Below are 24,871 nucleotides of genomic sequence, written 5' to 3'. Positions count from 1 at the left end.
CGACGGGTGAACTCACCGTTTGTGGACTCGACCCACGCGAGGTATCCAACGAAGCGATGGCGTACCGTGTCGGAACGGTCTTCGACGACTACACGGCACAACTCACTCAGCCAACGGTACTCAGTGAAGTGATGTCCCCGCTCCTCAACTGCGGCGTTTCGAGAGAGGAGAGCGAAGACCGTGCTCGTGAACTGTTAGATACGGTAAATCTCACCGAGCAGGTGGACAAGCGAACCTGGGAATTATCCGGTGGGCAATAACAGCAGGTCGCTATCGCTACGATGCTTGCGATGGATCCAGACGTTATCATCTTCGACAGCGTAACCGGAATGCTTGATCCCATGGGGACGGCAGATGTGAGGACACTCATCAACGAGCTAGCAGGTGAGACGACACTGGCGATCAAAGACGAGTTTGAGGATTACTACGAGACAGAGATCCACGCTGGTCGGCTGTATCCGAACCTCGACACGGTCGACAAAGGTCTGGTCGAGAAGGGCCAACTCGACCGACGAACGATAACGTTCGCACGTTTGCGGTGTCACCGCTCGTTATCGAACGGTGACAGACGAATCCAAGTCGGATTGAAGTCTGGTTGGGTGAGTAGTTAGAGGTTAGAGGATGGCCACCACACTAACGGTCACCGTGCCCAAAGAGTAGGTGTCTGGAAGACAGACACCACCACAATGAGTAAATTCAAAACGGCTCGTCGACTGTGGAACCGGCTACCATCGAGCGTCAAGCGACGAATCATCAAGAAAGGACGGAAGCTGATTCGACGAAAGTGATCGATATGGAATCTGTTATCAGTATCTTGTCATGTCGTCGGAGATGAACGCCTGAAGAGGCTTCCCAAGCGTTGCTGCTTGACCGCCGTCGCGATCGATCACCTTGATGACACTCGGGCCGACGCAGTGGGGTGTGAGCGCGGGGGAACAGGAAATCGAGATAACGGTCCACATCGACGAATACGGGCAACTCACAGTCGATCTCCATGCAGCCAATGCAACGGTCAGCGAGCAGACGTTCTAGCTCCCCAGCTTTATGGCACTGATACTGGCCATCTAAATCTCAGGGTGAGATTATGCATGATAGATCACGTCGGGAATTTCTAGTACGTTAGGAATATAAAATAGGAAGACAATATTTAGATCAGTTGTGGCTACAGAGTATTCTCACACTAATCGAAATCCGGCACAGAAGGCTACCGATCTCGTGTCCCTCCACAAGAAGATAGTGCACGGCAAGGATATCTCATCTATAGCCGAGATGAACGAGTACCCAATACGATATATTACTGATAATACTGCCAGAGGGTGTGAAAAACGAAACCGACCGCGAGTCTCCCTAGGGGAAACTAAGGACGATAGACGAGCCATTCAAACTGCTGCCGTCACTTTGACTATCACTCCAGCATCTGGTGACCGGCGTAAAGATATCCACCATGCTGTGGTCTCTCGGGGTATCAGAGGGGAGAAGTAGTGGCACCGAGCATACCGGCATCGGACCTGATAACCACCGTTTCTCAGCGTAGCGAATTTATCAGTGCTGTGGTGAAGAGTGATGAGCCGCCATCAAAGCAAACACTCAGCCACGATCTTGGACTCGCCCGATCGACGGTCGATGAAGTGACGCGAAACCTCTGCGAGATGGGCTTGCTCAAGCCGACAGCAGACGGTGTTGTCCCGACGTTGTTTGTAGTCCTCGTATGGAAGAGGTATGAATCATTTATGCAGTGTATCGCCAAAATCGGAATCTCCGAAGGAGACACCGCGCTGTGGCCGACAGAGGTGGAGCGCCAAGAAGTAATGCAGTTGGTTGCCGCCCGGCTCGATGTTCTCGAACGCGCTCAGACACCTCACGACAAGCGCGATTTGGTCGCCGACCTAACTGTCTCTCGATCAACGGTGGACCGTGCGCTACGCGAGCTGGAGATGGCCGAATTGATCGCGTGGACGAAAGAGGGATATGTAACGACAGCGGCGGGAAAACAGGCTGTCAAGCAGTACCGTATTACTGTCGAATCGATTTCGGATATCCTCGCTGCGCGCGAGGTGCTTTCGGAACTTCCTTACGACTGCCCGATTCCATCCTCTCTGCTCGCTGACGCTGCTGTAGAATATGCTGCAGACGCCCCTCCGTATCACCTTCCTGCAGGCGTGCGTGATCGGATCGTATCGGCCCAACGCGTGCACATCTATCTGCCCGTTCTTGCCACACCACAGCTTCTGGATTGTTGCCAGCAACAGGTGATCCACGAAGGGATGACTCTCGAACTGCTCATCAGCTCACCCCTCTTAGAGACGCTCTCCGAAGAATTTCCGGGATCACTCGGGGCGATGGCTGCTGTCAATCATTGCACTGCCTTTGCTACAGACACAGTGCCCGATCTACTGCCGTTCGGAGTGATGATCGCCGAGACTGATACAACCACGTCTGTCTCGGTTATCGTGTACGGTGAAAATCATACTATTCATGGAACTATCCACAACGAATCAACCGACGCCGTCCAATGGGCCGAGGAAAAGTATGCATACATCTGTGATGGCGCAGCCGACGTAACCGATGAGTTACGCGCACTCCTACCAGCAAAGAGAGAAATGGTGACGGGAGGCGTATCGATCAATGACACCGAACGGATTGCGCTCGAGAGTGAGGGGTTTATCCAACTAACACCTGAGTACTTCGCTCAGCGTGCGCCATCCCCACCAATGACCGGCTGGCGCACCGGGTTCGATCTCGTTGACGTCCACGCCGGGTACGCCATCGACCGAGAGAGAGAGCATAACGGTGCTCGACAGTCACTCACCGATGACCTCGTTGCTCGCCTTGAGGGAGGGTCTGATCACGCGCTGATCGGGCTACCGGGATCCGGAAAAAGTACAGTGTGTCGATCGGTCGCATGCCGGTGGTATGAACAGGGAGAGGGAACTGTATTCTACCGGAAAAGCGGCATTGGGATGACGTTCGATTCACCGGAAATCCTCAGTGCACAACTTCGTGCGGCGGTCTCTGAGGGTCACGTGCTTGTCGTCGTCGAGGATGCTGTGCGTGCAGAGGCGAACACGATCTTCCGGGTGATGAAGGCGTTCCAAGAGAACGAGAGCGTATCCTTTCTGGTTGATGCCCGCACAAGCGAGTGGAACGATCCATCGATGTTTCCCGCTGACGCGCGCCTAGACGCCTACCGAACCGAAACCATCGAAACGGTGACGATGCCCACGTTCAACGAACGAGAGTGTGAGCGGCTCGTTGATCGCTTTCAAGAAACAACCGACCATAGAGTTGATATCTCAGCTACCCACCTGATCCGTGGGAGTGAGGACGAATATAATGAAGGGCTCATATATGAGAATCAAGCGAATCAGCCCGCCGAACTTCTCCTCGTGTTGCATCGATTGACGCTCCATTCCGACCCGCTCGTAGGCGATACTTCGCAAACGCCGACATCACTCATAGAAGATGTTCAACGAACTTACAAATATCTCCGCGCTGACGGCGATATGGTACTCGACGTTGGCGTGCTCGTGAACCTCCTCAACGCAGCAGATCTCCGTCTCCAGCCCGCCCTCGTATATGCACTGGCTGAGACCGACGATGAGGTCATGGCTGTTCATGACGCGCTGACGGCACTTGAAGACCGGTCCATCTTCGTAAGAGAGGCGGGTGCAACCGATGATTCCTACCGGGTAGTTCATGAGGCGTGGTCGGAACTGTTTCTCGCCCATCTGCTTGACACTGCCGGGGAGTACGCAGCGAGTCATCGAGTCGGGCGGTGTATCACTGCTCTCCTCGCGTTGGCCGATGACGACGCGCGTCGTGAACGATGTATAATGGGAGGCGAAAGAGGTGAATCCGTCATCAATCAGATTGAGGAGGCACCGACCGAGTGGACCGACACGACTATCGAGCGACTCTTTCACCTCGGATTGAATTGTCCGAAGCTTGCTCCACTGTTCGGAACGACTGAACATTCGTCTGTTGAATTACCAGCCGCCTGCTCTTCGGAAATGGAACCACGCTGTGCGGCGTTGCGCGGTCGCATGTATTTCCAAGCAGGAAATCGTGATTGGGCTGAGCATGAGCTTAACCGTGCTGTCGGTCTCGTCGATGACGCCGGTATAAGCCATACTGATCGAGGAAGAAAAGTAAAAGCACTATGTCACAAGCATCTTGGATCAGTCGCCTTGCGACGTGGTCGAATCGCTGCGGCAGAAGATCTCTACAGACGTGCGCTCAACAGTTATCGTGAAATCGGTGACCGGTTGGGTGAAGCAACCTGCCACAATAATCTCGGCATTGTCGTGTATGCACAGAGAGATCTTGAGCACGCAGCGGAATATTTTGAACGGAGCCTCACGATCCGTCGTGAGATCGGTGCATCACGGAAACATCAGATCTGTCCGCTCAACAACCTTGGGGTAGCTGTTTCGCGACGCGGTGATTTCGACCGCGCAGAGAAGTATCTCGAACAAAGTATCGAGATCGGTCGCGACCTCGGTGGACATTTCCGGATGGGACGTGCGTTTTACAGCCTTGCGGTCATTGAACGATGGCGTGGCAACCTCGACCGCGCCGAGAGACATTGCAAACGAGGCCTTGACGCCGCTCAGGATGCCGGCGTCTCCGATTTGAAAGCGCTTGGTCTACTCAATCTCGGGATAATTACGCTTGAGCATGGCAACCTAGACTGTGCAGAGGAGCACATTCAACGAAGTTTGGACATCTGGAGCGAAACAGAGAACATTCAGTACAGGGCAATGGGACGTCTTTTTTTCGGTGTCATCATGCGCAAACGCGGTGATTTTGCTGCTGCTACAACCCACCTCACAGAGGCGTTGTCTCTTTGCCGTGATGGTCACCCTTACGGGGAGGCGAAGACGCTGATCGAATTGGGTGAGACTGCCCGGGCGCAAGGAAACGTAGCACGGGCCAGTGAGCGTTTCGAGACTGCCATAGCGTTATACCGGGAGATGGGTGCTGTGCGCGATGCGATCGAGAGCGTGGAACGACTCACAGCGATCCCCGAGATCAAAAATGAGACCGAGACAATACGCGCCCACCACGAAATGGCAGTCACCCTGGCTCAAGAGGCCGAATTCGATGTATCCGTGTCGATCAGCGAGCATCGGGCGGTCGACGACACAGATGATTGTGACGACTGAGACCGGATTGGCCGTTTTCTAGGATGTCTCGAATTCGACTGAACATCGTTTGCGGCGCTCGCTGAGGTCACAGCAGGCAAGGGTGACGCGTTCGTGTTACCCGACGAACCATTTCACTCACGACATCCGTCTCGAAGCGTCAGCGAATCTGTTGCAATAGATCTGCTGGCGAGCGCCTCGGTAGTGCTGCTTCGTCGTGAGTCACCCCCGCCTCGGAACTGGATACGTTCCATGAGTCTCTCGTACACGTCGGGCCCGGAAGAGTACTGAACGGCAGTTCCACCGTGTTCTCGTTGCGAATTTAGGAGACACCTCGATTCCAACATAAATGAACCAAAAAATATATGTATGAGTGTTCAAATATTCATTGATAATGTATCGATGATATAATTATCCATCTGATCCTGATCTCAGTTGTCGATCTATGATGCAGGACGACCCCGCTGACGTGACCGACAGTACAGTACTTTCAGACGAATCGGCAAACAGTGATTCCATTGCGGAACCGTCTCCCTCGACTGGCCAGTCACTGAGTCGGCGCACACTACTGAAGGGGACGGCATCGGCAGCCGTCGGTATGACCGGGCTAGCTACGATTAGTGGAACAGCTGCTGCTGGGAATTGGGGAGAGTGTCATCACAACCCCCCCCGTGCACCCAGCTGGTTTGGCTATCTTTCACCATGGGAACAATCCGAACACAACTTACCGAATGCTAACAACGGACTGTCTATTTACATTCATGGATTCCTGGGTACGAGACAGGGTGCGGTTGATACTGGACACGAAGTGTGGAGAAAAATACGTGACGAAGGGTACCCACACCATGCTTGTTTCTCCTTTGTCTGGCCCGCTGGTAACGGGTTTACTGATTGGGGGAGTGCCAAGGACAACTCCTACATGGCCGGGAGGTGGCTTGGGGACTTCATAAATGGTCGCGGCTGGACAGACGAGGACGGCAAAAACATCAACATTATCTGTCACTCTCTCGGTGCTAGGGTGGCGTTAGAGTGTATTAAGACACTCCACGAGAAGTATCAAAAATCTATAGACACCATCCATTTTCTAGGCGGTGCCGTCGATGTGGGAGAGGTATCATTTGAGTACAACACCGCTCTGGAGCATGGCTGCGGTTGGACGCACAACTGGTACAGTGAGAGTGATCCCGTTCTCAGAAAATACTACGTAACCTGGGAGAGGACGCAACCAATCGGACTGAGAGCACACACTGGTAACATAGAGATGACTAGCTATCCGACTGGCATGAAGCAGCACTGTCAATATATGGATTACGAATATGGTGTAATAAATGATGTAGCACGTGTTGTCGGCAACGGATAAAGCGTCGCCAGCTAACACGATCTAAGTCTATTCTTCTGTTTGATGAGTCGCTATTAGCGATTGGGTTACGCTGAGCGAAGAAGATGCTGTCGCATCGGCAACTGAGCGCCGCCAACAACGATGGCTCTCGGTCGATTCTTCATGGTTTTCTCCCCAGACCGTCAGTGCGACCGCTTCGACACAGAACTTAAACATCAGCATCAGGTAGCCGAGGATGCTTCGTGAGGTACTGAATATTTCGTTCTGATAGATATACAGAAATCCTATCGTTTCCAATGTGAAGTTCGAGTGTGAGGTAACATCTCGTTTCGCTGTGGGTACCATCACGTTCCGATCGGAGTGATCACGCCGGACTAGCTTTATCAAACGTCTTATTGATAGTTTCGTGCACCTGAAATCACATTATTACTGCCATTATGGAATAATCGATATAGAGGAGGCATTCCTCGATCCTAAGTGGAGTTATGGGAAGCTATATGTATGAGTATTCAAGCCATCGTCTGCAGACGCGCCGATGAGGTTATTATTCATCTGATTATAATCTCACTTGTCAATTCATGACGACCAACGAACCGGCACAAGCGAACGAGCAGAACGAAAAAATAGACGGAACTTCACGGCGAAATATCTTGAAACTCATTGGAACTGCCAGTGTCGCCACCTTTGGCGCAGGAGCACTGACAGGTACAGCAGCTGCAAGCGACGCCACTCCAGAATCAGCTACCCCAGAGGAGACTGCAACGGCCCAGTTCTCATCGGAGAAGAAGGACGAATCGATCGATCCAGCGGTAGCAAAAGCAGTGAATGAAGCGATAGCATCCGGGTGTGTTGAGTACATTGCCCCGCCTGTCGGTCCTCAGGTCAATATCAAGCCACCATGTGTCTACGATGCCTATGCCGACCCGTGGGGATACGCGTGGAATCTCCTCGTACAATACCCGACGTTGGATGACTGCCGCACGACAGCGAGCGTTGCTACCGAGATCGATGCGCATCGACTAGGCCAGTATGGGGAAGAGATATCACTCCAATGTAGTATCGCAGACTAGTCGCCACCGAGGAGTCGTTTCTCTCTTACCTCCTTGCTGGACGCGTCGTCGATCCACCTTCGCCCCGTTAAACAATTCGAGCCTGCGACGCTGATCGACGGCATCGACGACGACACGGCGCGACTGCTCTCGGTTATCCGATCCGAACCACCTTTCGTTGCCAGTCACCGTAGCGATCGATATCACGACGATGCCGTACTACGTCGATGTTGAGGTAGTACCGATGGTGAGCGGAACTCCAGACGGAGACCGAAGAGCGTTCAAATTTGCACGCCTTCGATCGTCGAGTGGAATATTCCGTTGGTGCTCGTTATCGAACCGGTTCGCGAGGGCTCATCGTGGGATGCCAATCCCCCGAATCGGATTCACTGGGTCGTCCGCCGCCCCGTTCTTCGGACAAAAGAGCACGTGCCGATCGAGATGGTGCTGTTTCCTGTTTGCCGTCCTCCGCTACGATATCTGGCGTGTGATGGATTTTCTGCTGAAAGCTCGTCAACGGCAATATGGACTATGCCCCGATACTGACTGCTGGTGAGTGCGTCGAATTAGTGTCGTCAGTGCTGATTCCAGAGGACTGGGTGCCTGACGTACAACTCGGTTCGTCCCGAGTGAGTGGCAACGCTTTCGCGAGTCACCTCGATCAATGGATTTTCTGACGAACGATGGGTACTCAGTGGTATAATGCTCCGTTTCAAACCCAATCGGGACAAATAAATCTCGGTTACTGACTGTTGTACCACCAGTCGAAGAATGATTAGAGGAGTCAAACCAGAAAATATATCTATATTTAATCTAAAAATAATAGATTAATAATATACTTGAATAATAAATTAATAGATTATTATTCAAAGTCCGAATTTCGGTCGGTCTGGACAGTGGTTGGTCGAGAGACGAATGGACCGGCTGCAATAGTTCGTTCCGAAATAATTGCTACTCGAAGTAAATATACGGCTAGCACAGCAAGCGGTGTAACCGCGATCGAGAGGAGTGTGACTATAATGATCACGCTAAGTTCTCCAGAAATATATGAGGGGAGTGATGTATCCAATAGTCCAAGAACTATCACAGCGACGAGCGCGGGGAGACCAACGTAGAGGAGCTGGCGGGACAGACGGGCAAGCACGCGCTGGGTATAGGTCGTTCGGAATTGTATGCGGGCAACGCTAAACAGTTCGAGTGCTTCGATCAAACTGGAAAGCGCTTGTTGTGTCTCAGTTTGAAGTGCCTTGTCTGAATCATGTTGGAGCTGGCGAGCTTCGAATAATTGGCGGGAATCGTTATACTCCAAGACTGGAAGCAGCGCATTAATTCGACCTGGACGGGCTTGTTCGATCGATTCGTTCGCTTGAGTGGTTTCGTCGATGACGGAGCGTGCGAACGTCTCGATCGTTTCACGAATCTCCGGATCCGTTTCTGGTCCGACGCTCTCTTCGAGCGCTACAGCTTTGACTTTGATGATTCGCACGACTAGAGAAAGAAATCCGGTTGGAAGCACTGGACTTGGCTTTGCACTGGCTATCTGCTCGACGTCACGTCGATATCCCTTTACTTCTTGAATTCGAGATCGTATCTCCCCAGCAGAGCCGAACTCTTGGGAGAGTACAAGCTGATTTATAGCTAAGACGATAGAGAGGAAAGCGATCAACCCCGGCACGAACCCACTGGCGATCCCGCGTACAGCCTCCTGATCTTCAAGGCGAATTATTCCCATATGGGTGAGTAATAGAAGTGAAGAGAATGTAATCAATACGAACAAGCCAGCTACTACGTGGCGATCTCCGGTCACCAATACCCATTGCGCGAATCTCTCTCGTGAATCGGCCATCGTTCTCATATTCAGCTATCAGTCATTTATGGATGTTTCCTAGCATCTGCATTCGAGCGGTGAGAAACGAGGACCGTCGAATTCGTCGCGATCTCAGTGTTGCGGAGGTGAGGTATCTTCAACAGAGTGGCCGCCAATCATGGTATTCCATCCGATACCGACCAGTGACGACCCGACGTACAGTCAAGACTGGCGAGAAGCGTCTCCTGCCACTTGCTGATCGGAGTCTGACTGACAGTCTCTACGAAACTCCTAGAGAAGTAATTGTTAGCAGGGAGTGCAGGCGGAATGGTCAGTTTCCGTTTCACAGTGGGTTTGCTCCGGCGTCTGCCAGCAACTGCGCCCTCGTATCACGCGGGAGAGTGTACTGCTTGCAGAGACGCTCGATCGCCTCAACTAGCCGTGACGGCTCCGCAGAAATATTCGCTGTTCCGGTCCCCTTTGTAACGAGCGCTCTGTCGAGATAGATGAACTTGTACGACTCCGCTAGACGGAGACACAGCTCCCAATCCTCGAAACAGGGAAGATTTTCGTCGAAGCCACCACAGTTGGCTACCGTCTCTCGCCGCACAAGGGGCGTTGACGTGTATGTTGGCATATCGAGGTGACGTATCGACTTCACCATGTCCCCAACGCTCCATCGCGTGGTAGCGGTTCACCGCTATCTTTTTCGATAGCGCAGTAGGCCACGCCATAAGACGGTGGAGTATCACGGAGCGCTGCTATCTGTCGTTCGAGTTTCTCCGAATGCCATCGATCATCAGAGTCGATGAATGCAACAAGGCTACCATCGGCTACCGTGATACCCCAGTTTCGAGCGGCACCTACGCCCACCGATTCGTCCCGATGGAAAAGACGGAGACATTGGATCGTCGAACGAGTCGACGACCCGTTGTGTTCCATCGGTCGATCCCCCATCGATAACGATACATTTGAGGTCTTCGTACGTTTGTCTGAGAATGCTCTCGATGGCGGTTCTCACGACCGCCGACCGGTTGTACGTCGACATGATGACGCTCACCGTCATTTCTTATTCGCTTAGCTGCTCTTCCGAATAAATCCACGCGCCACATGAAGATTAGAAGCGCACTAGTATCGTTTGGATCAGCATCATATAGTAACCGCTCGCCAACAGCCTGCTGACGAGTCTGGCAGCTGCCCAACGCGAGCAGGCCGTACCGTCGACGCTCGTACTATTCGCACTTGGACACTAAGGCAGCACGATTATACCCGACGAGCGGATGGTAGTGGGTAATGGTAGAACATACCCGGTCGCTCGGGTTCCGCGTCGCGTTCGCGATGGGACTAGGAACGATGATCGCGGCGGGTATCTTCTCCCTCTCGGGGACGGCAATCGCGGCCATCGGCAGCAGTGCAGTCATCGCGTTTCTCATCGCCGCTGTTGTTGCGGGTATTACCGCAGCATCGTACTCCGAATTCGCGTCGATCTACTCAGAAAACGGTGGCGGATATCTCTTCTCCTCCCGAACGTTCGAAAACCAGTATCTCCTCTACGCGGAGGGTGTCTCGTTGTTTCTCGGCTACACCGGTACGACGGCCTTCTATCTGGCGACGATGACCGAGTGGGTACAAGAGTTCGTACTCCCTCATTCGTGGGCAATTCCTCATGGAACGGCTGCAGTCGGCATGGCGCTCCTCCTCGGGCTACTTAACGTGCGTGGAACCGAGGAGAGTGGATCATTTCAAGTGATCGTTACTGGCGCGAAGGTCGCGGTGCTCTTTGCGTTCATTGGTGGAGCATTCGCATACAAACCCCCAGCCCAAACTGTGGGCACGTTTACCACTCAGTTTGAGGCCGACCCCGTCGGAATTATCACTATCGCGTCGTTGGCGTTCATCACCTTCTTCGGCTTCTCAGCGATCGCCGCGAGCGCAGGCGAAATCATCAATCCTCGCGAAACGGTCCCTAAGGCGATCGCTGCGAGCATTATCACGGTTGCAGTGCTCTACACGTTCGTCATCATCTCGATGATCAACGCACCGACGCCAGCGGAAGTCATCGCTCAAGAGGGTGAGACGGCAATGGGAAAGGTCGCCGCGGACTTCCTTGGAAACATCGGACGGACCCTGATCGTCGCTGGCGCGATTTTCAGTATGGTGAGTGCCTCGAACGCGAGCATTCTCGCCGCAATAGGTATTAGTAATCTTATGGGACGACAGGGGCAAGCCCCTCGACGATTTTCTCGGATTCATCCCACGTATGGAACCCCCTTCTGGAGTGCCGTTACCACTACGTTTACGATTGTCGCGCTAATTCTCATTTTCATCGCAGTGTTTCCTGCTGAGGGTGGACTCTTTGGAATCGATCTCGGACTCAATGCGCTCACTGGATTTGCGACCCTGAATCTTCTTGCACCGCTCTCGGTAGTCAACGTCGCACTCATCTACTCGCGACGACGGTTCCCCGACCTCGATCGCCCTCTCAAAGTGCCGTTCTCGCCAATCGTCCCGATCATCGGTATCGTCGCTAATCTGGCGCTGATCACGAGCTTGCCACCCGCGGGTATCATCGTCGGAATTATCGTCGAAGCTATCCTCGTTCTCGCATACGTCAGCTGGGGGGGTGCGCCCGAAGTTGACGAGTTGTTCGAGCGGGCTGTCGCACCGCGTTCCCCGCTATCGAACGGAAACGGTCAGCAACAGCCTTCCGAAATCCCTGCAGATGAGGAGCGATTCCGCGTCCTGGTTCCGGTGGCACGGCCAGTCAATGCCGTTCCGTACGTTCGACTGGCGGCCAAGCTCGCTACCGTCCGTAGTGATATGCCACTCCTCCAGGTCGTCAACGTCACACGGCGGCCAGAACAGACGCCAAGTGAGTCGCTTCTCGAACACGCCGAAGAGCGAGCAGATGCGCTCACAGATGCACTCACAGACAGCGAGATTCCCGTCGACTATACGGTCGAGGGACACATCTGCCGCGATGTCGGATTCGATATCGTCCAGACAGCCCGCGACGACGGTGTCGACATGATCGTTATGGGATATCCGGAAGAACACAGAGCAATCACCGAGAAGGTCGAGTATGAATCGCCGTGTGACGTATTCTTCGCCAAGGGGTTTTCCGACCACATCGATCTCTCGACGGTTAACGTCGGTACCGGCAGCGGACCCCATCATCGATCGTTTTTACCGTTCGCTAACGAGTTAGCGAATCAGGGATCTAAGATACATATTATCACCGTGGAGCCGATAGGAACTGGTGGAACAGCGGAGAAACCGGAAGCGACTCTAGATGTGTTCACCGACACGACGGCAGTCGATGTCCATCGTGTGACTGCTGCTACCGTCGCAGAGGGGCTCGTTTCGACGGCAGCAGACAACGGTGGGATCCTCATCATCGGCGCATCCCGAACACGATACCTAAAGGGATGGATATTCGGTACGACGCCCGACCGCGTGATCCGACGAGCCGAGGAGACCGATCTTCCGATCATCGTCTATACGAGTCCGACTGGCGTCCCTGGCAGAATCGAAGATATCCTATTCCCAATCTACCGTTACCTCCGGGGTTTTTACAGGTGAGAGAGCCGGAGAAAATATATCATGCTGTACGACAATGTGCGTCACTAGTAGCAGCGATCGAAACGAAATAGAGCCGAATCAGCGTACGACGGGACCACTACCGTCGACTCATCAGTAGACTGTATAGTTTTTCGAGGAGATGCTTGCACCCAGTAGTCTTATTGAACCCCAACGAACGAAAGCGTATGACACACGAACGGTTATCAGCTATTGGATCTTGGGAGTACGACTGCAGCGCTCCAGTCGTCGGTAACGGCGTGGCTAGACGAATACGATGCTGAGTGATCAGGAGTTGCCGTCGACGGTGCCGAGCGTTGGAAGCGGAAACCACAGAACAGCTTGAATACTCTCATATGTTGTGATGGTCATGCTCTGCTGTCCTCGCTTATGTTCTCCTGTTCTAAGAGCGTCCGTCTCCACACCCCGCCTTTCGTTCTTCTCTCGATAGACTCGTTTGTCTGCGCCGGCTGGTGACTATCCCTCTGTAACAGCTACCTGCAGCGTAAATATGCCGAGTATGTCCGATGAATTTCGACCAGCAGTGAAATACAGGCTGTAGGTTTTTCTTATTTATCACGGTAATTGGTGTATAGAGCATATCGACCAAGACACAGATGAAATACGATCTCTCAGGGTGATGGAGGTCAGCAAACGGTTTGAATTCTCAACGTTCCCGACGACCACCGAAGACATCCTCGAAGAATTCGGCGATGTTGAAATCGAGTATCCCCGTGGTTCTGATCCCCTCCGAGCAATCCTCGAACGGTCAGGCACGAGACCTATAAACCACGGGATATACTGGCGTTAGCAATTCTTAACGGTGTCAGGCGGGACGCTGTTGGACGCCCGCAGTACAGTGACCGTGGCGACCAGCGAAACGAAAAACTTGACCGTCCGATCCAATCATTCTGAATCGCACTTCGACGCTATCGATAGCTATGACGGAAACGTACTATTCGATAAACGATACGATCGTATAGATTGTGTGACCTGTGATGGGTTCGTCGCAACGTCTGTGCACCATGCTTGTGTAGCGCGATCACGATCTCACTGTTCTTTCACGGACACCGATCGATATCTCCCGACTGAGATATCGGCACTCCCAGCCGTCGATCACGGGTCACGAAGTGGTCCACGTTGACGGGACAGAACGTGACGGTTGCCACAGGACGATCCGGGATACTCTTGCTATAGAGACATCGTTAGTGTATCACGAAACTGGTCTATCGATGAGGAAAGCGATGGCTACCACTCATACCGAGTAATCGAATCTTCGGTCTGTGGACACACTACAGCAAATGCGAACGATCGCTTCTATCGCTATAACCCCGGAAAACCAACCTCTGAGCATCGTACCGGTGCAGGTAGGTGTTTCAGTCGATCCGTACCACGTATTGGCTGCATTAGGCACGACGACCACCCTTTCTATTACAAGCATACGTTTGTAACGGCTGCTGTGTTTTAAGGGAGTCAATCTGGCGGTGCCAGGGAGCTTGCTGGCTACCAGAAGTTATCAACAATGGAATACGACAGCGTTTGAGGAAGCGTACGGCATCGATATCCACCCAGACACTGCGGCCACGTGGAGGACGGAATGTGTCCGGCTGGAGCCGCTCACCTGCGGCACGGAGGACCACCACGGAAACGGACGACTGAACCGCTCTCTACGAGGTGTCTCTTTAGCAATGACGAAGGGCTGAGAGCACACGTGATGTGGATCACACTCATACAGCGGCGTAGTCTCGTTCGACAACATCACGACTCATCCTCCGAAAGCTGTGGATCAACGTACTGGCGACGATATCACATTATCCATCTGAAAGTTCCTCCTTGAGGCGTCGTTCGAGGTTGGTGAGATCGTCGTGAATGTCCCCACCGCCTTCGATCTCGTCGAGCCGGTTTGCTAGGCCCTGGAGCCGCGCGAACTTCGCGCTCTCATCGACTCCCGTCTTCTGGACGTACACCTGCTCGTCGGCGTCATACACCATTCCTTCGGACAGATCCGTTACCGCGAGTACGACATCCAGCTTGTTGGAATCAACGCCGAGCACCCACTCATGGGGGATGCCATGCTCGTCGAGTACGTCCAGCACCGTCTCCTCATCTTTCGGACGACGCCGCTCGCGCGTGGTTTGCTGGACCGTTCCAAACCGACCATGCAGCTGTTGGTCAGGCCCAAGCCGGTCGAGTAAGGGCTCTCTAACGGTCTTCCTGACCCGGTCGGCACCACGCTGGACGTCCGACAGTAGAACGTACAAGTCGGCGAGTGCTTCGGTGTCGAGCGACGCTGGATCGTCTGCGTCCAGCCGATCGAGCAAGTCGGCACACAGTACGGCGTCATCGTGAATACGCTCGGGGCGCGTCCGTGCCTCCTCGGGTGGAACGAGGTGGGGGGACTCCCCACCGACTGCTTTATCGGGGGCTCGTGAGAGCGTTCCGTCCTCAGAGACGTGTTTGGACGAAAGGCTCAGGACGACTGTATACGGCTCGACGCCGGGCGGCACGCTCTCTAACGAGATCGGATCGTCTTCGAGAGAATCGGTGAGCACAATGAATTGCTCGCGGCGGAGCGACTGCTCCTCACCACTGTCCTGGAACTGGATGACGATTCGATCCTCAAAGGTGGCTTCGATCTTGAACGAGCGCTCTGAGACAGGCGTCACCAGTTCCGTCCCGAGAGCAAGACGCTCACACTCCTCGCGCAGGCGATGCCAGAATTCATTCATAGGGTAACTGTTCGTCATGATTCCAGAAAAGCACCAGCCATGTGATCGCCGTATGGTTTACTCACCGACAGTGAGTAAAACGATCGAGAGGTGTGTTGCTTCGTCGCGGTCTGCGTCGAAAGGACTGTCGAGCAAGTCGGCCGGATCGTACCGCTATACCATCACCACGGCTACTCGGTCGAGTAGTAATCGTTTCTGTAAGGACTGTCATCGCCACACATACTATCGTGCAACGCTCACATTCAGTATGGCGAACAGTCAGGAACGCTCATCAACCGGAGATGCCGACCGAATCACAGTGACGTATCCAGCAACAGCTAGTGGCCACATCAGGTCTCCCCTTGAAACCGACTCGTATCGGAGATATCTCCGAATGTCGAAGACAGGGACGACCTCTGTCGGTGAGGAGTGGGAGGAGTTCGTCAGTGGTGGCTGTGGGAGCACGACTGACGTAGTGCTTCGGGTTGCGGCGATCGAAGGCGGTGACTGCATCGGCGAGGAAACGAAGATCGTGTTTACGCCACGGCCTGAAATGGGCGAATGATCCTTATCCGACACCGAGCCTCATGAACGAATGAGCGCACCACACAGCGGGGGGTTCAACACGACAGAACTCATAGAGCACAGTATGGGAGATCCCAACCGCGAACCGCAGGTGAGCGACGAAGAGATCCTTTCGGTGTTCGCTCGGAGCGGCGATAGGAATCTGCTGGTGACAGACGTTGCAGACGAGCTGCCAATCCATCACACTGTTCTCAATGACCGTCTCGACGATCTCTACGAGCGTGGCCTGCTCACAAGCGAAGAGAGGTCGCGCGGAACTGTCTGGACACTTGCATCCGAGGTCGAGGACGATCTCCTTATTTCGGAGTCTGAAGTCGAAACTGACGTCGAAGCGCAGGCGACGGCAGCGACTGGATCCGAGACGACCCCGCGACAAGAAGAGAATCCGACAGAAAGCCTCCAAGCGCCCGCCGAGGAACCGAGAGGACCGGAGATTACCGACGAACCCACTATTGAAGAGATCGAAACGTTCGACCCACCGGGATCATCCACCGATCGAGAACGGAATCGGGAGGCGCTTCGGGCGGCGTATCTCTACCTTCAAAAGCGCAGTAGCGCGAAAAGAGACGATTTCGAAACGGACGTGTTTCCAGAGTACCCGGCTACATACGAGGACCCTGACGACTGGTGGCAGGAGGTTATCAGTCCTGGCCTAGAGGCGGTGTCGGACGTAGAGACACAAGATGACGAATGGCGGTTCGTCGGTGATCGCCCCGAACAATAGACACTGCCAACCATGCTAGGACCACTGACGAACCACCACGTCCGTAACGCCGCTTGCTCGACGAATTCCTCGTTCTCTAGATTGTTTCGAAGTCGCAGTGGGTTCATCACGGTGTATTCGATCGGCGTGCGCGCGACAAACCCTACCAGCACCAGAGCAGGTATATTTCCGAACACAGCGACGAGATCCTTTGGATCATGTGCTTCGATCGCCTCCCGGAAGGCGAATCCCTCGTTCTTAACGTCAAAGTTGATGGCGGATTCTTTTAGTTCCAATGTCACAACCTTCTCCGGATAGAGCGCAGCATACATGACACGGGTGGAGCATTCATGGAGTAGCCGACTAGGTGGATATCGTCCGTACCAGTCCGCTCGCGAACCACGTCGACACAGTTATCAATGTACTGATCTATGTAGGCCCTTCAGTCGGTGCTGGCAACTTTCGACCACACACGTTCACACCCTCTAATGAACCAATCCATTACTTGGCAGCTCCCGAACGATCCAAACCGTGTTGTTCGGCGTCTTATTTGCGACGATCGATACGTCTAATCGGTAGTCTGCCCGGATACGACGGTGAATATAAAACCATCAATGGGGGCGAAGCATTTAAATACTTCTCAGCCTTACCTAATGTTAGGTTCGTGGCTTCCGGGTTTCTTCGGGTGATCTCCGTCCGGTAGCCTCAGCCCTCCACTCTGCCCTCATCCGCAGGTGAAATATCCATGTCAGAAACACACATCCGAACCAACGACGAACAGATCCAAGCAACGACTTCGGAAACAGAGGACGCCGAATACGAAGAGACCGTCTGCCCTGAGTGTGGCGGGTCACTCGTCACTGATGAGGTCCACGGTGAGACCGTCTGTGAGGCGTGTGGACTCGTTGTCGATGAGGAGAGCATCGATCATGGTCCTGAGTGGCGTGCGTTCAATCCCCAGGAAAAAGACGAGAAGAGTCGCGTCGGCGCACCGACGACGAATCTCATGCACGATAAGGGCCTGTCGACGAACATCGGGTGGCAGGATAAGGACGCCTATGGCAACTCGCTGAACGCGAGCCAACGCCAGAAGATGCAGCGCCTGCGCACGTGGAACGAGCGCTTTCGCACCCGTGACTCTCAAGAGCGCAACCTCAAGCAGGCACTCGGTGAGATCGAGCGTATGGGCAGTGCGCTCGGACTCTCAGAAAGCGTTCGTGAGACCGCGTCGGTGATCTACCGCCGTGCACTCGACGAGGATCTCCTGCCTGGCCGGTCGATCGAAGGTGTCGCCTCGTCTGCCATATACGGTGCGGCCAGACAGGCAGGAACGCCCCGCAGTATCGACACGGTCGTGAACGTCAGCCGGATCGACGAGATGGAGTTCAAGCGGACCTACCGCTATATCGTTCGCGAACTCGAACTCGAGATCGAGCCCGCGGATCCAGAGAGCTACGTTGCCCAGTTCGCTTCGGAGCTCGATCTCTCGGACGAGGCCGAGCGCCGCGCCCACGAGTTGCTCGAAACCGGTAAGGAGCAGCTCATCCACATCGGTAAGAGTCCAGTCGGACTGGCGGCCGCTGCGGTGTATGCTGCACCGCTGCTCACCAACGAGCAGATCACCCAAAACGAGGTCAGTGAGGTAACGGACATCAGTGAAGTCACCATCCGAAACCGATACCAAGAGCTGCTCGACGCCGATGGACAAACTCAAGCACCGTAACAGCACGTATGGTTCAGTGCCTGTTCGATCGTCAAAGCGATATGCCCTGTAGCGACCATCCACTGTTTTTCCATGTGGCTGCAGTTCCTGCATCATACTGTGACGATCGAAAGTCGGACCCGGCTTGTCTCCACCAACGATGAGCATCTCTGTCGTTTGTATTCGACCAGCACTAGGATCCCTGAACTTCATCCGGGAGATCGTTCGAAACGGAGAGACACCGTTCCCCGAGATAGACAGCGAATTTGAGTTTCCGAGCCGTTACTTTCAGAACCACTTCGAGATAGTCGCTATCGAGATCGGTAACCACTTGTCGAGATGATACCCGACGCGACGGCAGATCCCACAACTACGCTCTTGAGATGGAGGTGTCTCAGACCAACTCGGCTACTGTGTAGACACACCATCTGACCTTGCGTATCACGTAATGCACTCTGCCCGAACCTGGCCAAAGAAGACAGCACACCTAGAAAATTGTGGTCGAACGATCGTGTGGCATTCATGTCAGACTCAGATCCAGGCGAAAGTCAGACCACGACCGATCACCAGGAGATACGCCAGTGGGTCGAGGAGCGCGGTGATCAGCCTGCGTACGTCGAGAGCACCGAAAGCGGCGATAGCAGGTTGCTCCGTATTGATTTTCCCGATCAGGACGATGATGAGGGGATCCCCGACGATATCTCGTGGGACGAGTTCTTTGAAACGTTCGAAGAGAACGATCTCACGTTCCTCTACCAAGACGAAACCAGCGAGGGCGATACTAGCTACTTCAATAAGTTCGTGAGCAGTGAGGACTGAACGTTCGATGCTATAGGGACAGCTGGGTCGCAGTATGATGTTCTGTGCGTCGACGCCAGGTTACAGAATCGTCTCGTATGTATATCACTCTCCTCTATGCCGGTTGCATCTCGACCACTACCGAATGACGGCATCGAGATTCGCACGTATCAACCAGGCGTTTCGTGTACGTCAATCGTCAGATCTGCTGAATTGAGCGTGTAATAGCGCTCCCAGGCGGGTGCGAGACTCACGACACGACAACCCAGGATTTCGGCTTCTTCGTGACGATGGTAGTGTCCGATGAGACAGAGTTCGGGATCGGTCGTGTCGAGCAGATCATTGACATGCTCACAGCCTGGGTCGTAGCCGTAGTACAGCAAGCCTTTCGGCGCTTCGTGTATCACAAGCACGTCGATGTCCTCGATAGCGGCGAGTCGTTCGACATCGTCGCGGGTGAAATGGCGTCGTCGGTCACCCTCAAGTTCACTACGCGGTAAGTCGTACTTCGTCGGCGCGTAATTTCCAGACAGACCAGCGACGCGTAGTCCCTGAAGGTCGGTCGCTGTGCTGGCGAGCAGGTGAACGTTGTTCACATCGGGCATCGCGTCGTCCCGGAGAGCGTCGATGACGTCGAAGTCCTCGTTGTTTCCGGCGATGAACCACGTCTCGACCGGGAGATCGTACCATTCAAGATCGCCAACCTGGAGCGCGACGTCGGCGTTCGTGGCATCGTATATGTCTAGCAGAGCTGCTCGGTTGTCCGGGTCAGCCGCGTGTGCATCTCCGAGTACCAACATCGTCGATGTTTCGTGCGCGACTGGTGTAATACCTCTGTCGACATTCACGAGAGCATGGCTCTCGTAAGTCAGCCAGACGCAGTCTGGCGACATCACTGAAAACCGAAGAGTTTCAGTTAGCAGTTGGACTCCATCCGGCAAGTCGATCCGGTACGCCCTTGCCTGATAGATACGACCCGACGCTGAAGCCTATCGCACAGAGATAGGGCGACAGTCACCTCAAACCACGGGGACAACAGATAGCCTAAAACGATCATCGCTGTTGCGTGCTATTGTTATACAATGATGATGTATCCCTTCGGCATTATAGCTTTTCTCATGCTATTTCTTCGTCTTCGGTAGAGAGAGAGTCGTATTCGTAACTCATTCAGGGCGAATGCTAGAATATTCATCGACAACACTTTTCCTTTTGATTCCTGATAAAGATCTATGGCAATCTGCCCACAAAGGTTCCTACGAGTGGGTTGTCCTCAAGGGTGATCGCCCGTCCTCGCCAGTATCGTTACGGAATCTTCGGTCTCGCTGTGGTGCTTCTCATAAGTACTGACGTAGTCGCCGTGTATCACACAACAGAGATGCTCTATCTGTTTCAGGCGATCACTGCCAGTAATATTACGCTTCTGACGATCGTTCTGTCGATCAACCAGCTCGTGCTTACACGCGAGCTTAACACGACAGGAAAGTTGTAAGTAATACACGCGGGAACGGATTCACGCAGGCTTCGAGCAGTCGATCGAGAAGCTGTTGGAAGCGTCTGGGTCATTGAGTAGCCTCAAAGATGTCATCCATCCACGCATAGATATCGTTCGACGCGACGTGCTCGCGCAACGCCGTCATTCGCTCGCGACGCTCTGCATCATCCATTGTCACCGCCTGTTCGATAGTCTCGGCGAATGCCTCCGTATCGTATGGATTGGCTGTAAGTGCGTGCTCGCCAAGTGCCTCGTGCGCACCGGTCTGATCTGAGAGCACGAGAACGCCGCAGATCGCACTCTCCATGTCGTTTCCGGACTGCTCGCTACAATCCTCGCCTAGATTTGGATTCTGATCCCGGTCATCGCAATCGACCTGTGCCGCGACGTACTCCTTTGCGACAAGGTTCATCCCGTCGCGAACGGCGCTGACGAGCATCGCGTCGCCGTAGCGGTAGAGCCCGCGGAGTTCTTCGTCGGTGAGCCAGTCGTCGATGTAGACGACTGGCTGCCAATCGTCTGTTCCGAATCGGTCGTTGATTCGTTCGACCGCCGTCTCGACGTTTTGCTGGAGATTCTGATACTCGGGGATACGCGACCGGCTCTTATCGGCTTTCTGAATATAGGTCAGCTCTCCTTGCCATTCCGGATTCATCTCCCAGAGTCGTTCGAGTGCGTCGAGACGCTCGACAATCCCCTTTGTGTAGTCGAGGCGGTCGACCCCGATGGCGACTTGCGTTTCTCTGTCGAAGCCGTGCTCGCGGGCGAACTCCGACCAGAACGATGGGGAAACGGAGTCGGCGGTTCGCTCGATTGTCGCGGCATCGATGCCCATCGGGAATGACTCGACACGCGTCGTGTGCCCGTCATACCTGACGCGGTTGTCGTCGTAATCGACGAATGCATCTTCCAGTTCCTTATCGACACAGTCAAGAAAATTCTCACAGTATCGGTCGATGTGGAAGCCAAGCAGATCGTTGCCGAGCAGTCCGTCGAGCAATGTCTTCGCCTGTGGACACGCGCGGAACGTGTCCCAGCCTGGCCAGACGATGTGCCAGAAGTGCAGTAAGAAGGTTGATTCAGGAGCCGACTCCTGAACCAATCGTGGCGCCAGTGCGAAATGGTAGTCTTGAAACCAAACCAGCGAGGTCGGCGTCGTTTGCTCGTCGATCACCTTCGCAAACGTTTCGTTCACCTGCCGGTAGCGCTGCCAGTACCGCTCGGCAAACTCGGTCTTCCAGATGCCACCGTGACAGAGCGGCCAGAGCACACGGTTGCTGTAGCCATAATAGTAGCCCTCGACCTCATCCTCGGAGAGCCAAATCCGTCTGAGCGTGTAGGCATTCTCCTCGGGTGGCATCTGCACTGTTCCGTCCTTGTCGGTCACGTCGCGGTCGGCCTCACCGTCGCCCCATGCGATCCACGTTCCGCTGACACGCTGCATCACCGGGTCGAGACCCGCTGTGAGTCCACCTGCAGGCCGATCGACTGTTATCTTCTTGTTCCCCTCATCCCCTGTTTCGTACTGGTGGCTGTACGGTTGCCGGTTCGAAACGATGATGAGTGTCTGGTTCTCTCCGAGCGACAGCGTGTAATCGTCCTCCGTGTCGTCCGGGAGACCATCGTTGTTTGAGGTAGTCATGATTGACCCTCGGATATCTGCGTATTTATTGTCATATCTGTTCCGTATTGTCAGACCCGATCGACCACACATTCGAGCGAGCTGATGATCTTAATGACAATTCAGTCGCTCTCAATGAGGCACCATCTGGATGCCACATTCGAGACAATGGATGGATACCCTTGTTCTGATATCGTCCGGCACAATCGCGATCAGATGACCATACTGGAGACCAACAAAACACTCTAAGACCTGAGGACCGAGCGTTTCGCTCCCCTCTAAGAGTAGCTGTTAGTTTATATGAGAACCACACGGTGGATTATTCGCCGTGCATAGTAAAGATACTTCTGGTGACGCTCGCTTGCCGATATGTGCAGCCACCGCTGCAGCGTACCAACTCCTACAAATATCATATAATATATGATTATCAACATACAATTCATATGGTGATTGGGGCCAATATCTGCGCGAGATCACATAGTTAAAGACATACTTTCGAACAACACTGGATGCTTGCCATCCCCCTCACTGCCTTGAGTCTCATCAGGCAATTCCAAATATTATCGGGTCCGATAGTCTACTCTGCGTCAGAATTCATATTATTCATCTCCTCTTCCGTCCCGGTGATTGAGTCTGCGTTATACTACGGTAGCGCGTTCCGTATACTATCCATGCATGGGTGGAATGCACAATTGATTTTATATTGACTGTTTATTGTACAGGCTACTAGTATCGACCAAGCTTTTCTCGAACTCCTCATTTCCGGTCAATAACTCACCCTGGAATACCAAGCACAGTGATATCGTGATCAGCGATATCCACGACTGACTCGAGAATGACTACGTTAAATTGCCATGTTCTCCCCGGTTCGATGTCCTGTGTTGTCGAGATATCGACCGAGCTGAGCATCAGTAGCCCTCGCTCCGCGTGCATAGCGCTCTCGTCCGTGGGTACTACCGTTTGGATTTCTCCGACGTTTCTATGAGCAAAAATGCCTCTAGGCACATCATATTTATAAATATACAATATATTATATAAAAATAAAATTATTACTTGGATATGAAGGCAAAATACACACCAACGTAGGTAAGAGACCATTAATTGGATACAGATGTTCCACCACAGTAAAGAGCTTCAGTATGAGGTACGCGTCGAAGAGCCGGATCCGGAGTTTGCGAAGATGCTCCAGCAAGCGATCGGTGGTGTCGAGGGAGAGATGCGCGTTGCCCTCCAGTACATGTTTCAGGCGTTTGCAGTTCCCAAAAAGAAACATCAATTCCGGACGATGTTGATGGAGACTGCTGCCGAAGAGCTCGGACATATCGAGATGCTCGCAACCGCCGTGGCGAAGAACTTAGAGGGTGCCTCCGAGAAAGACCGCGATCGCGCGCGAGAAGATCCGATCATCGCCACCATGATGGACAGCGGGCAGCCCCGACAGGCGCTTTCGGCGGGCCTCCATGCGATGCCGGTCGACAGTAACGGCGTTCCATTCAGCGGCAACTACGTCGTCGCAAGCGGCAATATGGCCGCCGATATGTACGCGAACGTGATGGCCGAATCGACGGGGCGCCTCTTGGCAACCCGCCTGTGGGAGATGACTGACGATCCCGGGATGAAAGATATGCTCTCGTATCTCATTGCCCGGGATACCATGCACCAAAACCAGTGGCGCGTCGTCCTCGAAGAGTGCTTCGAGGAACCCATGCCGATCCCGGGCAGCTTCCCACAAGAAGAAGAAAATCAGAAGTACAACTACGCATTTATGTCTACGTTCTGTGGGGAAAGTGAGGACCCAGAACAGCCATGGACGCAGGGTGAATCTCCCGACGGAAAAGGCGAGTTCTCATTCCTGTCCGAGCAGCCGAGAGGTGGAACGGCGGACCTTGAAGCGGTCATCGAAGAGATGCACAATGAAGTGAACTGATACGGCCACCCCCCGACACACCATCCACATCATGCTACCCGTCGAGACTTTCTCGTCACTGCTGGCGCTGCCATGACCGGCATCACCGTGATAGACCAATGTTTCCAGCACAACTGGCCATGGAAACCGAGTGTTCTTTCTCATATGTGTCACTGAATTTCTGAAACTTCACGACTCCAACCCTAGAATTCTAGTCCTTAACGAGTGAAATGGATGGCTTTATAGCAGGATTGAGCAGAGTGCAGCCATGTGAGCCTATCGACACTGGATGCCACGCGTGACTGTCTTACCCTGACTAGCTCTAGGTTACGAAAAGTGCTCGCTTTCGAGCGATCATTCACTGGCAGTCCAGTATGCCGATTCATACTTAATGTCGTCGTCGATAGCTACCCGCGTAGGAATACCACAGGGAATGGT

20 protein-coding genes and 1 pseudogene are annotated in these 24,871 nt (G+C 53.7%); 14 read left to right on the top strand and 7 right to left on the bottom strand.

Going from position 1 to position 24,871, the window contains the following annotated elements:
* Positions 1–56: 56 nt before the first annotated feature.
* From MW046_RS16660 to MW046_RS16635, 6 genes are all read left to right on the top strand, one after another.
* Positions 57–260: a P-loop NTPase family protein gene (locus MW046_RS16660; protein ID WP_247995322.1), complete on the top strand. Its 204-nt coding sequence runs from the start codon at positions 57–59 to the stop codon at positions 258–260.
* Between the two features lie 69 nt (positions 261–329).
* Entirely contained in the window at positions 330–611 is a 282-nt protein-coding gene (locus MW046_RS16655) for a hypothetical protein (RefSeq protein ID WP_438268214.1), read from the top strand.
* Positions 612–894: 283 nt separating this feature from the next.
* On the top strand, positions 895–1,032 hold the full coding sequence (locus tag MW046_RS16650) for a hypothetical protein (RefSeq protein WP_247995321.1): 138 nt from the start codon (positions 895–897) through the stop codon (positions 1,030–1,032).
* Between the two features lie 518 nt (positions 1,033–1,550).
* Positions 1,551–5,165, top strand: a complete 3,615-nt coding sequence (locus tag MW046_RS16645; protein WP_247995320.1) for a tetratricopeptide repeat protein — start codon at positions 1,551–1,553, stop codon at positions 5,163–5,165.
* A gap of 424 nt (positions 5,166–5,589) precedes the next feature.
* Positions 5,590–6,504: a DUF726 domain-containing protein gene (locus tag MW046_RS16640; protein ID WP_247995319.1), complete on the top strand. Its 915-nt coding sequence runs from the start codon at positions 5,590–5,592 to the stop codon at positions 6,502–6,504.
* 557 nt (positions 6,505–7,061) lie between these two features.
* The gene (locus MW046_RS16635; protein ID WP_247995318.1) at positions 7,062–7,553 is read left to right on the top strand and encodes a hypothetical protein; all 492 of its coding nucleotides are present in this window, start codon (positions 7,062–7,064) and stop codon (positions 7,551–7,553) included.
* A gap of 841 nt (positions 7,554–8,394) precedes the next feature.
* Here MW046_RS16635 and MW046_RS16625 read toward each other — a convergent pair.
* The 3 genes and pseudogenes from MW046_RS16625 to MW046_RS19635 all read right to left on the bottom strand — a co-directional run bounded on the left by MW046_RS16625 (position 8,395) and on the right by MW046_RS19635 (position 10,387).
* On the bottom strand, positions 8,395–9,378 hold the full coding sequence (locus MW046_RS16625) for a DUF7972 family membrane protein (RefSeq protein ID WP_497007307.1): 984 nt from the start codon (positions 9,376–9,378) through the stop codon (positions 8,395–8,397).
* A gap of 304 nt (positions 9,379–9,682) precedes the next feature.
* The gene (locus tag MW046_RS16620) at positions 9,683–9,976 is read right to left on the bottom strand and encodes a glycosyltransferase family 2 protein (RefSeq protein ID WP_247995316.1); all 294 of its coding nucleotides are present in this window, start codon (positions 9,974–9,976) and stop codon (positions 9,683–9,685) included.
* A 20-nt stretch (positions 9,977–9,996) separates the two neighbouring features.
* Positions 9,997–10,387, bottom strand: a pseudogene (locus MW046_RS19635) (glycosyltransferase family 2 protein).
* A 245-nt stretch (positions 10,388–10,632) separates the two neighbouring features.
* Between MW046_RS19635 and MW046_RS16610 the strand changes: the two are divergent.
* Entirely contained in the window at positions 10,633–12,921 is a 2,289-nt protein-coding gene (locus MW046_RS16610) for an amino acid permease (RefSeq protein ID WP_247995314.1), read from the top strand.
* 637 nt (positions 12,922–13,558) lie between these two features.
* The gene (locus MW046_RS19865) at positions 13,559–13,729 is read left to right on the top strand and encodes a DUF5789 family protein (protein WP_497007306.1); all 171 of its coding nucleotides are present in this window, start codon (positions 13,559–13,561) and stop codon (positions 13,727–13,729) included.
* A 1,000-nt stretch (positions 13,730–14,729) separates the two neighbouring features.
* Here the strand turns inward: MW046_RS19865 and MW046_RS16605 are convergent.
* Positions 14,730–15,647 (bottom strand): DUF7983 family protein, encoded by a 918-nt coding sequence (locus MW046_RS16605; protein ID WP_247995313.1) that lies wholly within the window; start codon positions 15,645–15,647, stop codon positions 14,730–14,732.
* A gap of 247 nt (positions 15,648–15,894) precedes the next feature.
* Here MW046_RS16605 and MW046_RS16600 point away from each other — a divergent pair, with 247 nt between their 5' ends.
* From MW046_RS16600 to MW046_RS16585, 4 genes are all read left to right on the top strand, one after another.
* Entirely contained in the window at positions 15,895–16,191 is a 297-nt protein-coding gene (locus MW046_RS16600; protein WP_247995312.1) for a DUF7968 family protein, read from the top strand.
* A 30-nt stretch (positions 16,192–16,221) separates the two neighbouring features.
* A complete protein-coding gene (locus MW046_RS16595; RefSeq protein WP_247995311.1) occupies positions 16,222–16,935 on the top strand; it encodes a hypothetical protein in 714 nt (237 codons plus the stop codon).
* Between the two features lie 724 nt (positions 16,936–17,659).
* On the top strand, positions 17,660–18,637 hold the full coding sequence (locus tag MW046_RS16590; protein WP_247995310.1) for a transcription initiation factor IIB: 978 nt from the start codon (positions 17,660–17,662) through the stop codon (positions 18,635–18,637).
* Positions 18,638–19,138: 501 nt separating this feature from the next.
* On the top strand, positions 19,139–19,435 hold the full coding sequence (locus MW046_RS16585; RefSeq protein WP_247995309.1) for a hypothetical protein: 297 nt from the start codon (positions 19,139–19,141) through the stop codon (positions 19,433–19,435).
* 149 nt (positions 19,436–19,584) lie between these two features.
* Here the strand turns inward: MW046_RS16585 and MW046_RS16580 are convergent, their stop codons facing one another.
* Complete coding sequence (locus MW046_RS16580; RefSeq protein ID WP_247995308.1) at positions 19,585–20,214, bottom strand: metallophosphoesterase family protein; 630 nt, start codon at positions 20,212–20,214, stop codon at positions 19,585–19,587.
* A gap of 476 nt (positions 20,215–20,690) precedes the next feature.
* On the opposite strand from MW046_RS16580, the gene MW046_RS19860 reads away from it, so the two are divergent.
* Positions 20,691–20,903 (top strand): DUF7972 family membrane protein, encoded by a 213-nt coding sequence (locus MW046_RS19860; protein WP_497007305.1) that lies wholly within the window; start codon positions 20,691–20,693, stop codon positions 20,901–20,903.
* Positions 20,904–20,973: 70 nt separating this feature from the next.
* Here MW046_RS19860 and MW046_RS16575 read toward each other — a convergent pair whose 3' ends face one another.
* Both MW046_RS16575 and MW046_RS19630 read right to left on the bottom strand, forming a co-directional pair.
* Positions 20,974–22,548: an alpha,alpha-trehalose-phosphate synthase (UDP-forming) gene (locus tag MW046_RS16575; RefSeq protein ID WP_247995307.1), complete on the bottom strand. Its 1,575-nt coding sequence runs from the start codon at positions 22,546–22,548 to the stop codon at positions 20,974–20,976.
* Between the two features lie 753 nt (positions 22,549–23,301).
* Positions 23,302–23,436 carry an FxLYD domain-containing protein gene (locus tag MW046_RS19630; RefSeq protein WP_368411443.1) on the bottom strand — a complete coding sequence of 45 codons (135 nt, stop codon included), beginning with the start codon at positions 23,434–23,436 and terminating at the stop codon, positions 23,302–23,304.
* 202 nt (positions 23,437–23,638) lie between these two features.
* On the opposite strand from MW046_RS19630, the gene MW046_RS16570 reads away from it, so the two are divergent.
* On the top strand, positions 23,639–24,454 hold the full coding sequence (locus MW046_RS16570; RefSeq protein WP_247995306.1) for a manganese catalase family protein: 816 nt from the start codon (positions 23,639–23,641) through the stop codon (positions 24,452–24,454).
* Positions 24,455–24,871: the final 417 nt, after the last annotated feature.

Source organism: Halocatena salina (genome assembly GCF_023115355.1).
GTDB lineage: Archaea > Halobacteriota > Halobacteria > Halobacteriales > Haloarculaceae > Halocatena > Halocatena salina.
Note: the sequence above shows the minus strand (reverse complement) of the source record. Positions and strands in the feature narration are given on the sequence as shown.

What these genes read in the sequence shown, in the direction of transcription:
- MW046_RS16590 (WP_247995310.1), top strand. Translation starts at nt 17,660, where the DNA reads ATGTCAGAAACACACATCCGAACCAACGACGAACAGATCCAAGCAACG.
- MW046_RS16660 (WP_247995322.1), top strand. Translation starts at nt 57, where the DNA reads ATGGCGTACCGTGTCGGAACGGTCTTCGACGACTACACGGCACAACTC.
- MW046_RS16640 (WP_247995319.1), top strand. Translation starts at nt 5,590, where the DNA reads ATGATGCAGGACGACCCCGCTGACGTGACCGACAGTACAGTACTTTCA.
- MW046_RS16570 (WP_247995306.1), top strand. Translation starts at nt 23,639, where the DNA reads ATGTTCCACCACAGTAAAGAGCTTCAGTATGAGGTACGCGTCGAAGAG.
- MW046_RS16650 (WP_247995321.1), top strand. Translation starts at nt 895, where the DNA reads ATGACACTCGGGCCGACGCAGTGGGGTGTGAGCGCGGGGGAACAGGAA.
- MW046_RS16620 (WP_247995316.1), bottom strand. Translation starts at nt 9,976, where the DNA reads ATGCCAACATACACGTCAACGCCCCTTGTGCGGCGAGAGACGGTAGCC.
- MW046_RS16575 (WP_247995307.1), bottom strand. Translation starts at nt 22,548, where the DNA reads ATGACTACCTCAAACAACGATGGTCTCCCGGACGACACGGAGGACGAT.
- MW046_RS16580 (WP_247995308.1), bottom strand. Translation starts at nt 20,214, where the DNA reads ATGTTGGTACTCGGAGATGCACACGCGGCTGACCCGGACAACCGAGCA.
- MW046_RS16625 (WP_497007307.1), bottom strand. Translation starts at nt 9,378, where the DNA reads ATGGCCGATTCACGAGAGAGATTCGCGCAATGGGTATTGGTGACCGGA.
- MW046_RS16610 (WP_247995314.1), top strand. Translation starts at nt 10,633, where the DNA reads ATGGTAGAACATACCCGGTCGCTCGGGTTCCGCGTCGCGTTCGCGATG.
- MW046_RS16600 (WP_247995312.1), top strand. Translation starts at nt 15,895, where the DNA reads ATGGCGAACAGTCAGGAACGCTCATCAACCGGAGATGCCGACCGAATC.
- MW046_RS16635 (WP_247995318.1), top strand. Translation starts at nt 7,062, where the DNA reads ATGACGACCAACGAACCGGCACAAGCGAACGAGCAGAACGAAAAAATA.
- MW046_RS16585 (WP_247995309.1), top strand. Translation starts at nt 19,139, where the DNA reads ATGTCAGACTCAGATCCAGGCGAAAGTCAGACCACGACCGATCACCAG.
- MW046_RS16655 (WP_438268214.1), top strand. Translation starts at nt 330, where the DNA reads ATGCTTGATCCCATGGGGACGGCAGATGTGAGGACACTCATCAACGAG.
- MW046_RS19630 (WP_368411443.1), bottom strand. Translation starts at nt 23,436, where the DNA reads ATGCTCAGCTCGGTCGATATCTCGACAACACAGGACATCGAACCGGGG.
- MW046_RS19865 (WP_497007306.1), top strand. Translation starts at nt 13,559, where the DNA reads ATGGAGGTCAGCAAACGGTTTGAATTCTCAACGTTCCCGACGACCACC.
- MW046_RS16605 (WP_247995313.1), bottom strand. Translation starts at nt 15,647, where the DNA reads ATGAATGAATTCTGGCATCGCCTGCGCGAGGAGTGTGAGCGTCTTGCT.
- MW046_RS16595 (WP_247995311.1), top strand. Translation starts at nt 16,222, where the DNA reads ATGAGCGCACCACACAGCGGGGGGTTCAACACGACAGAACTCATAGAG.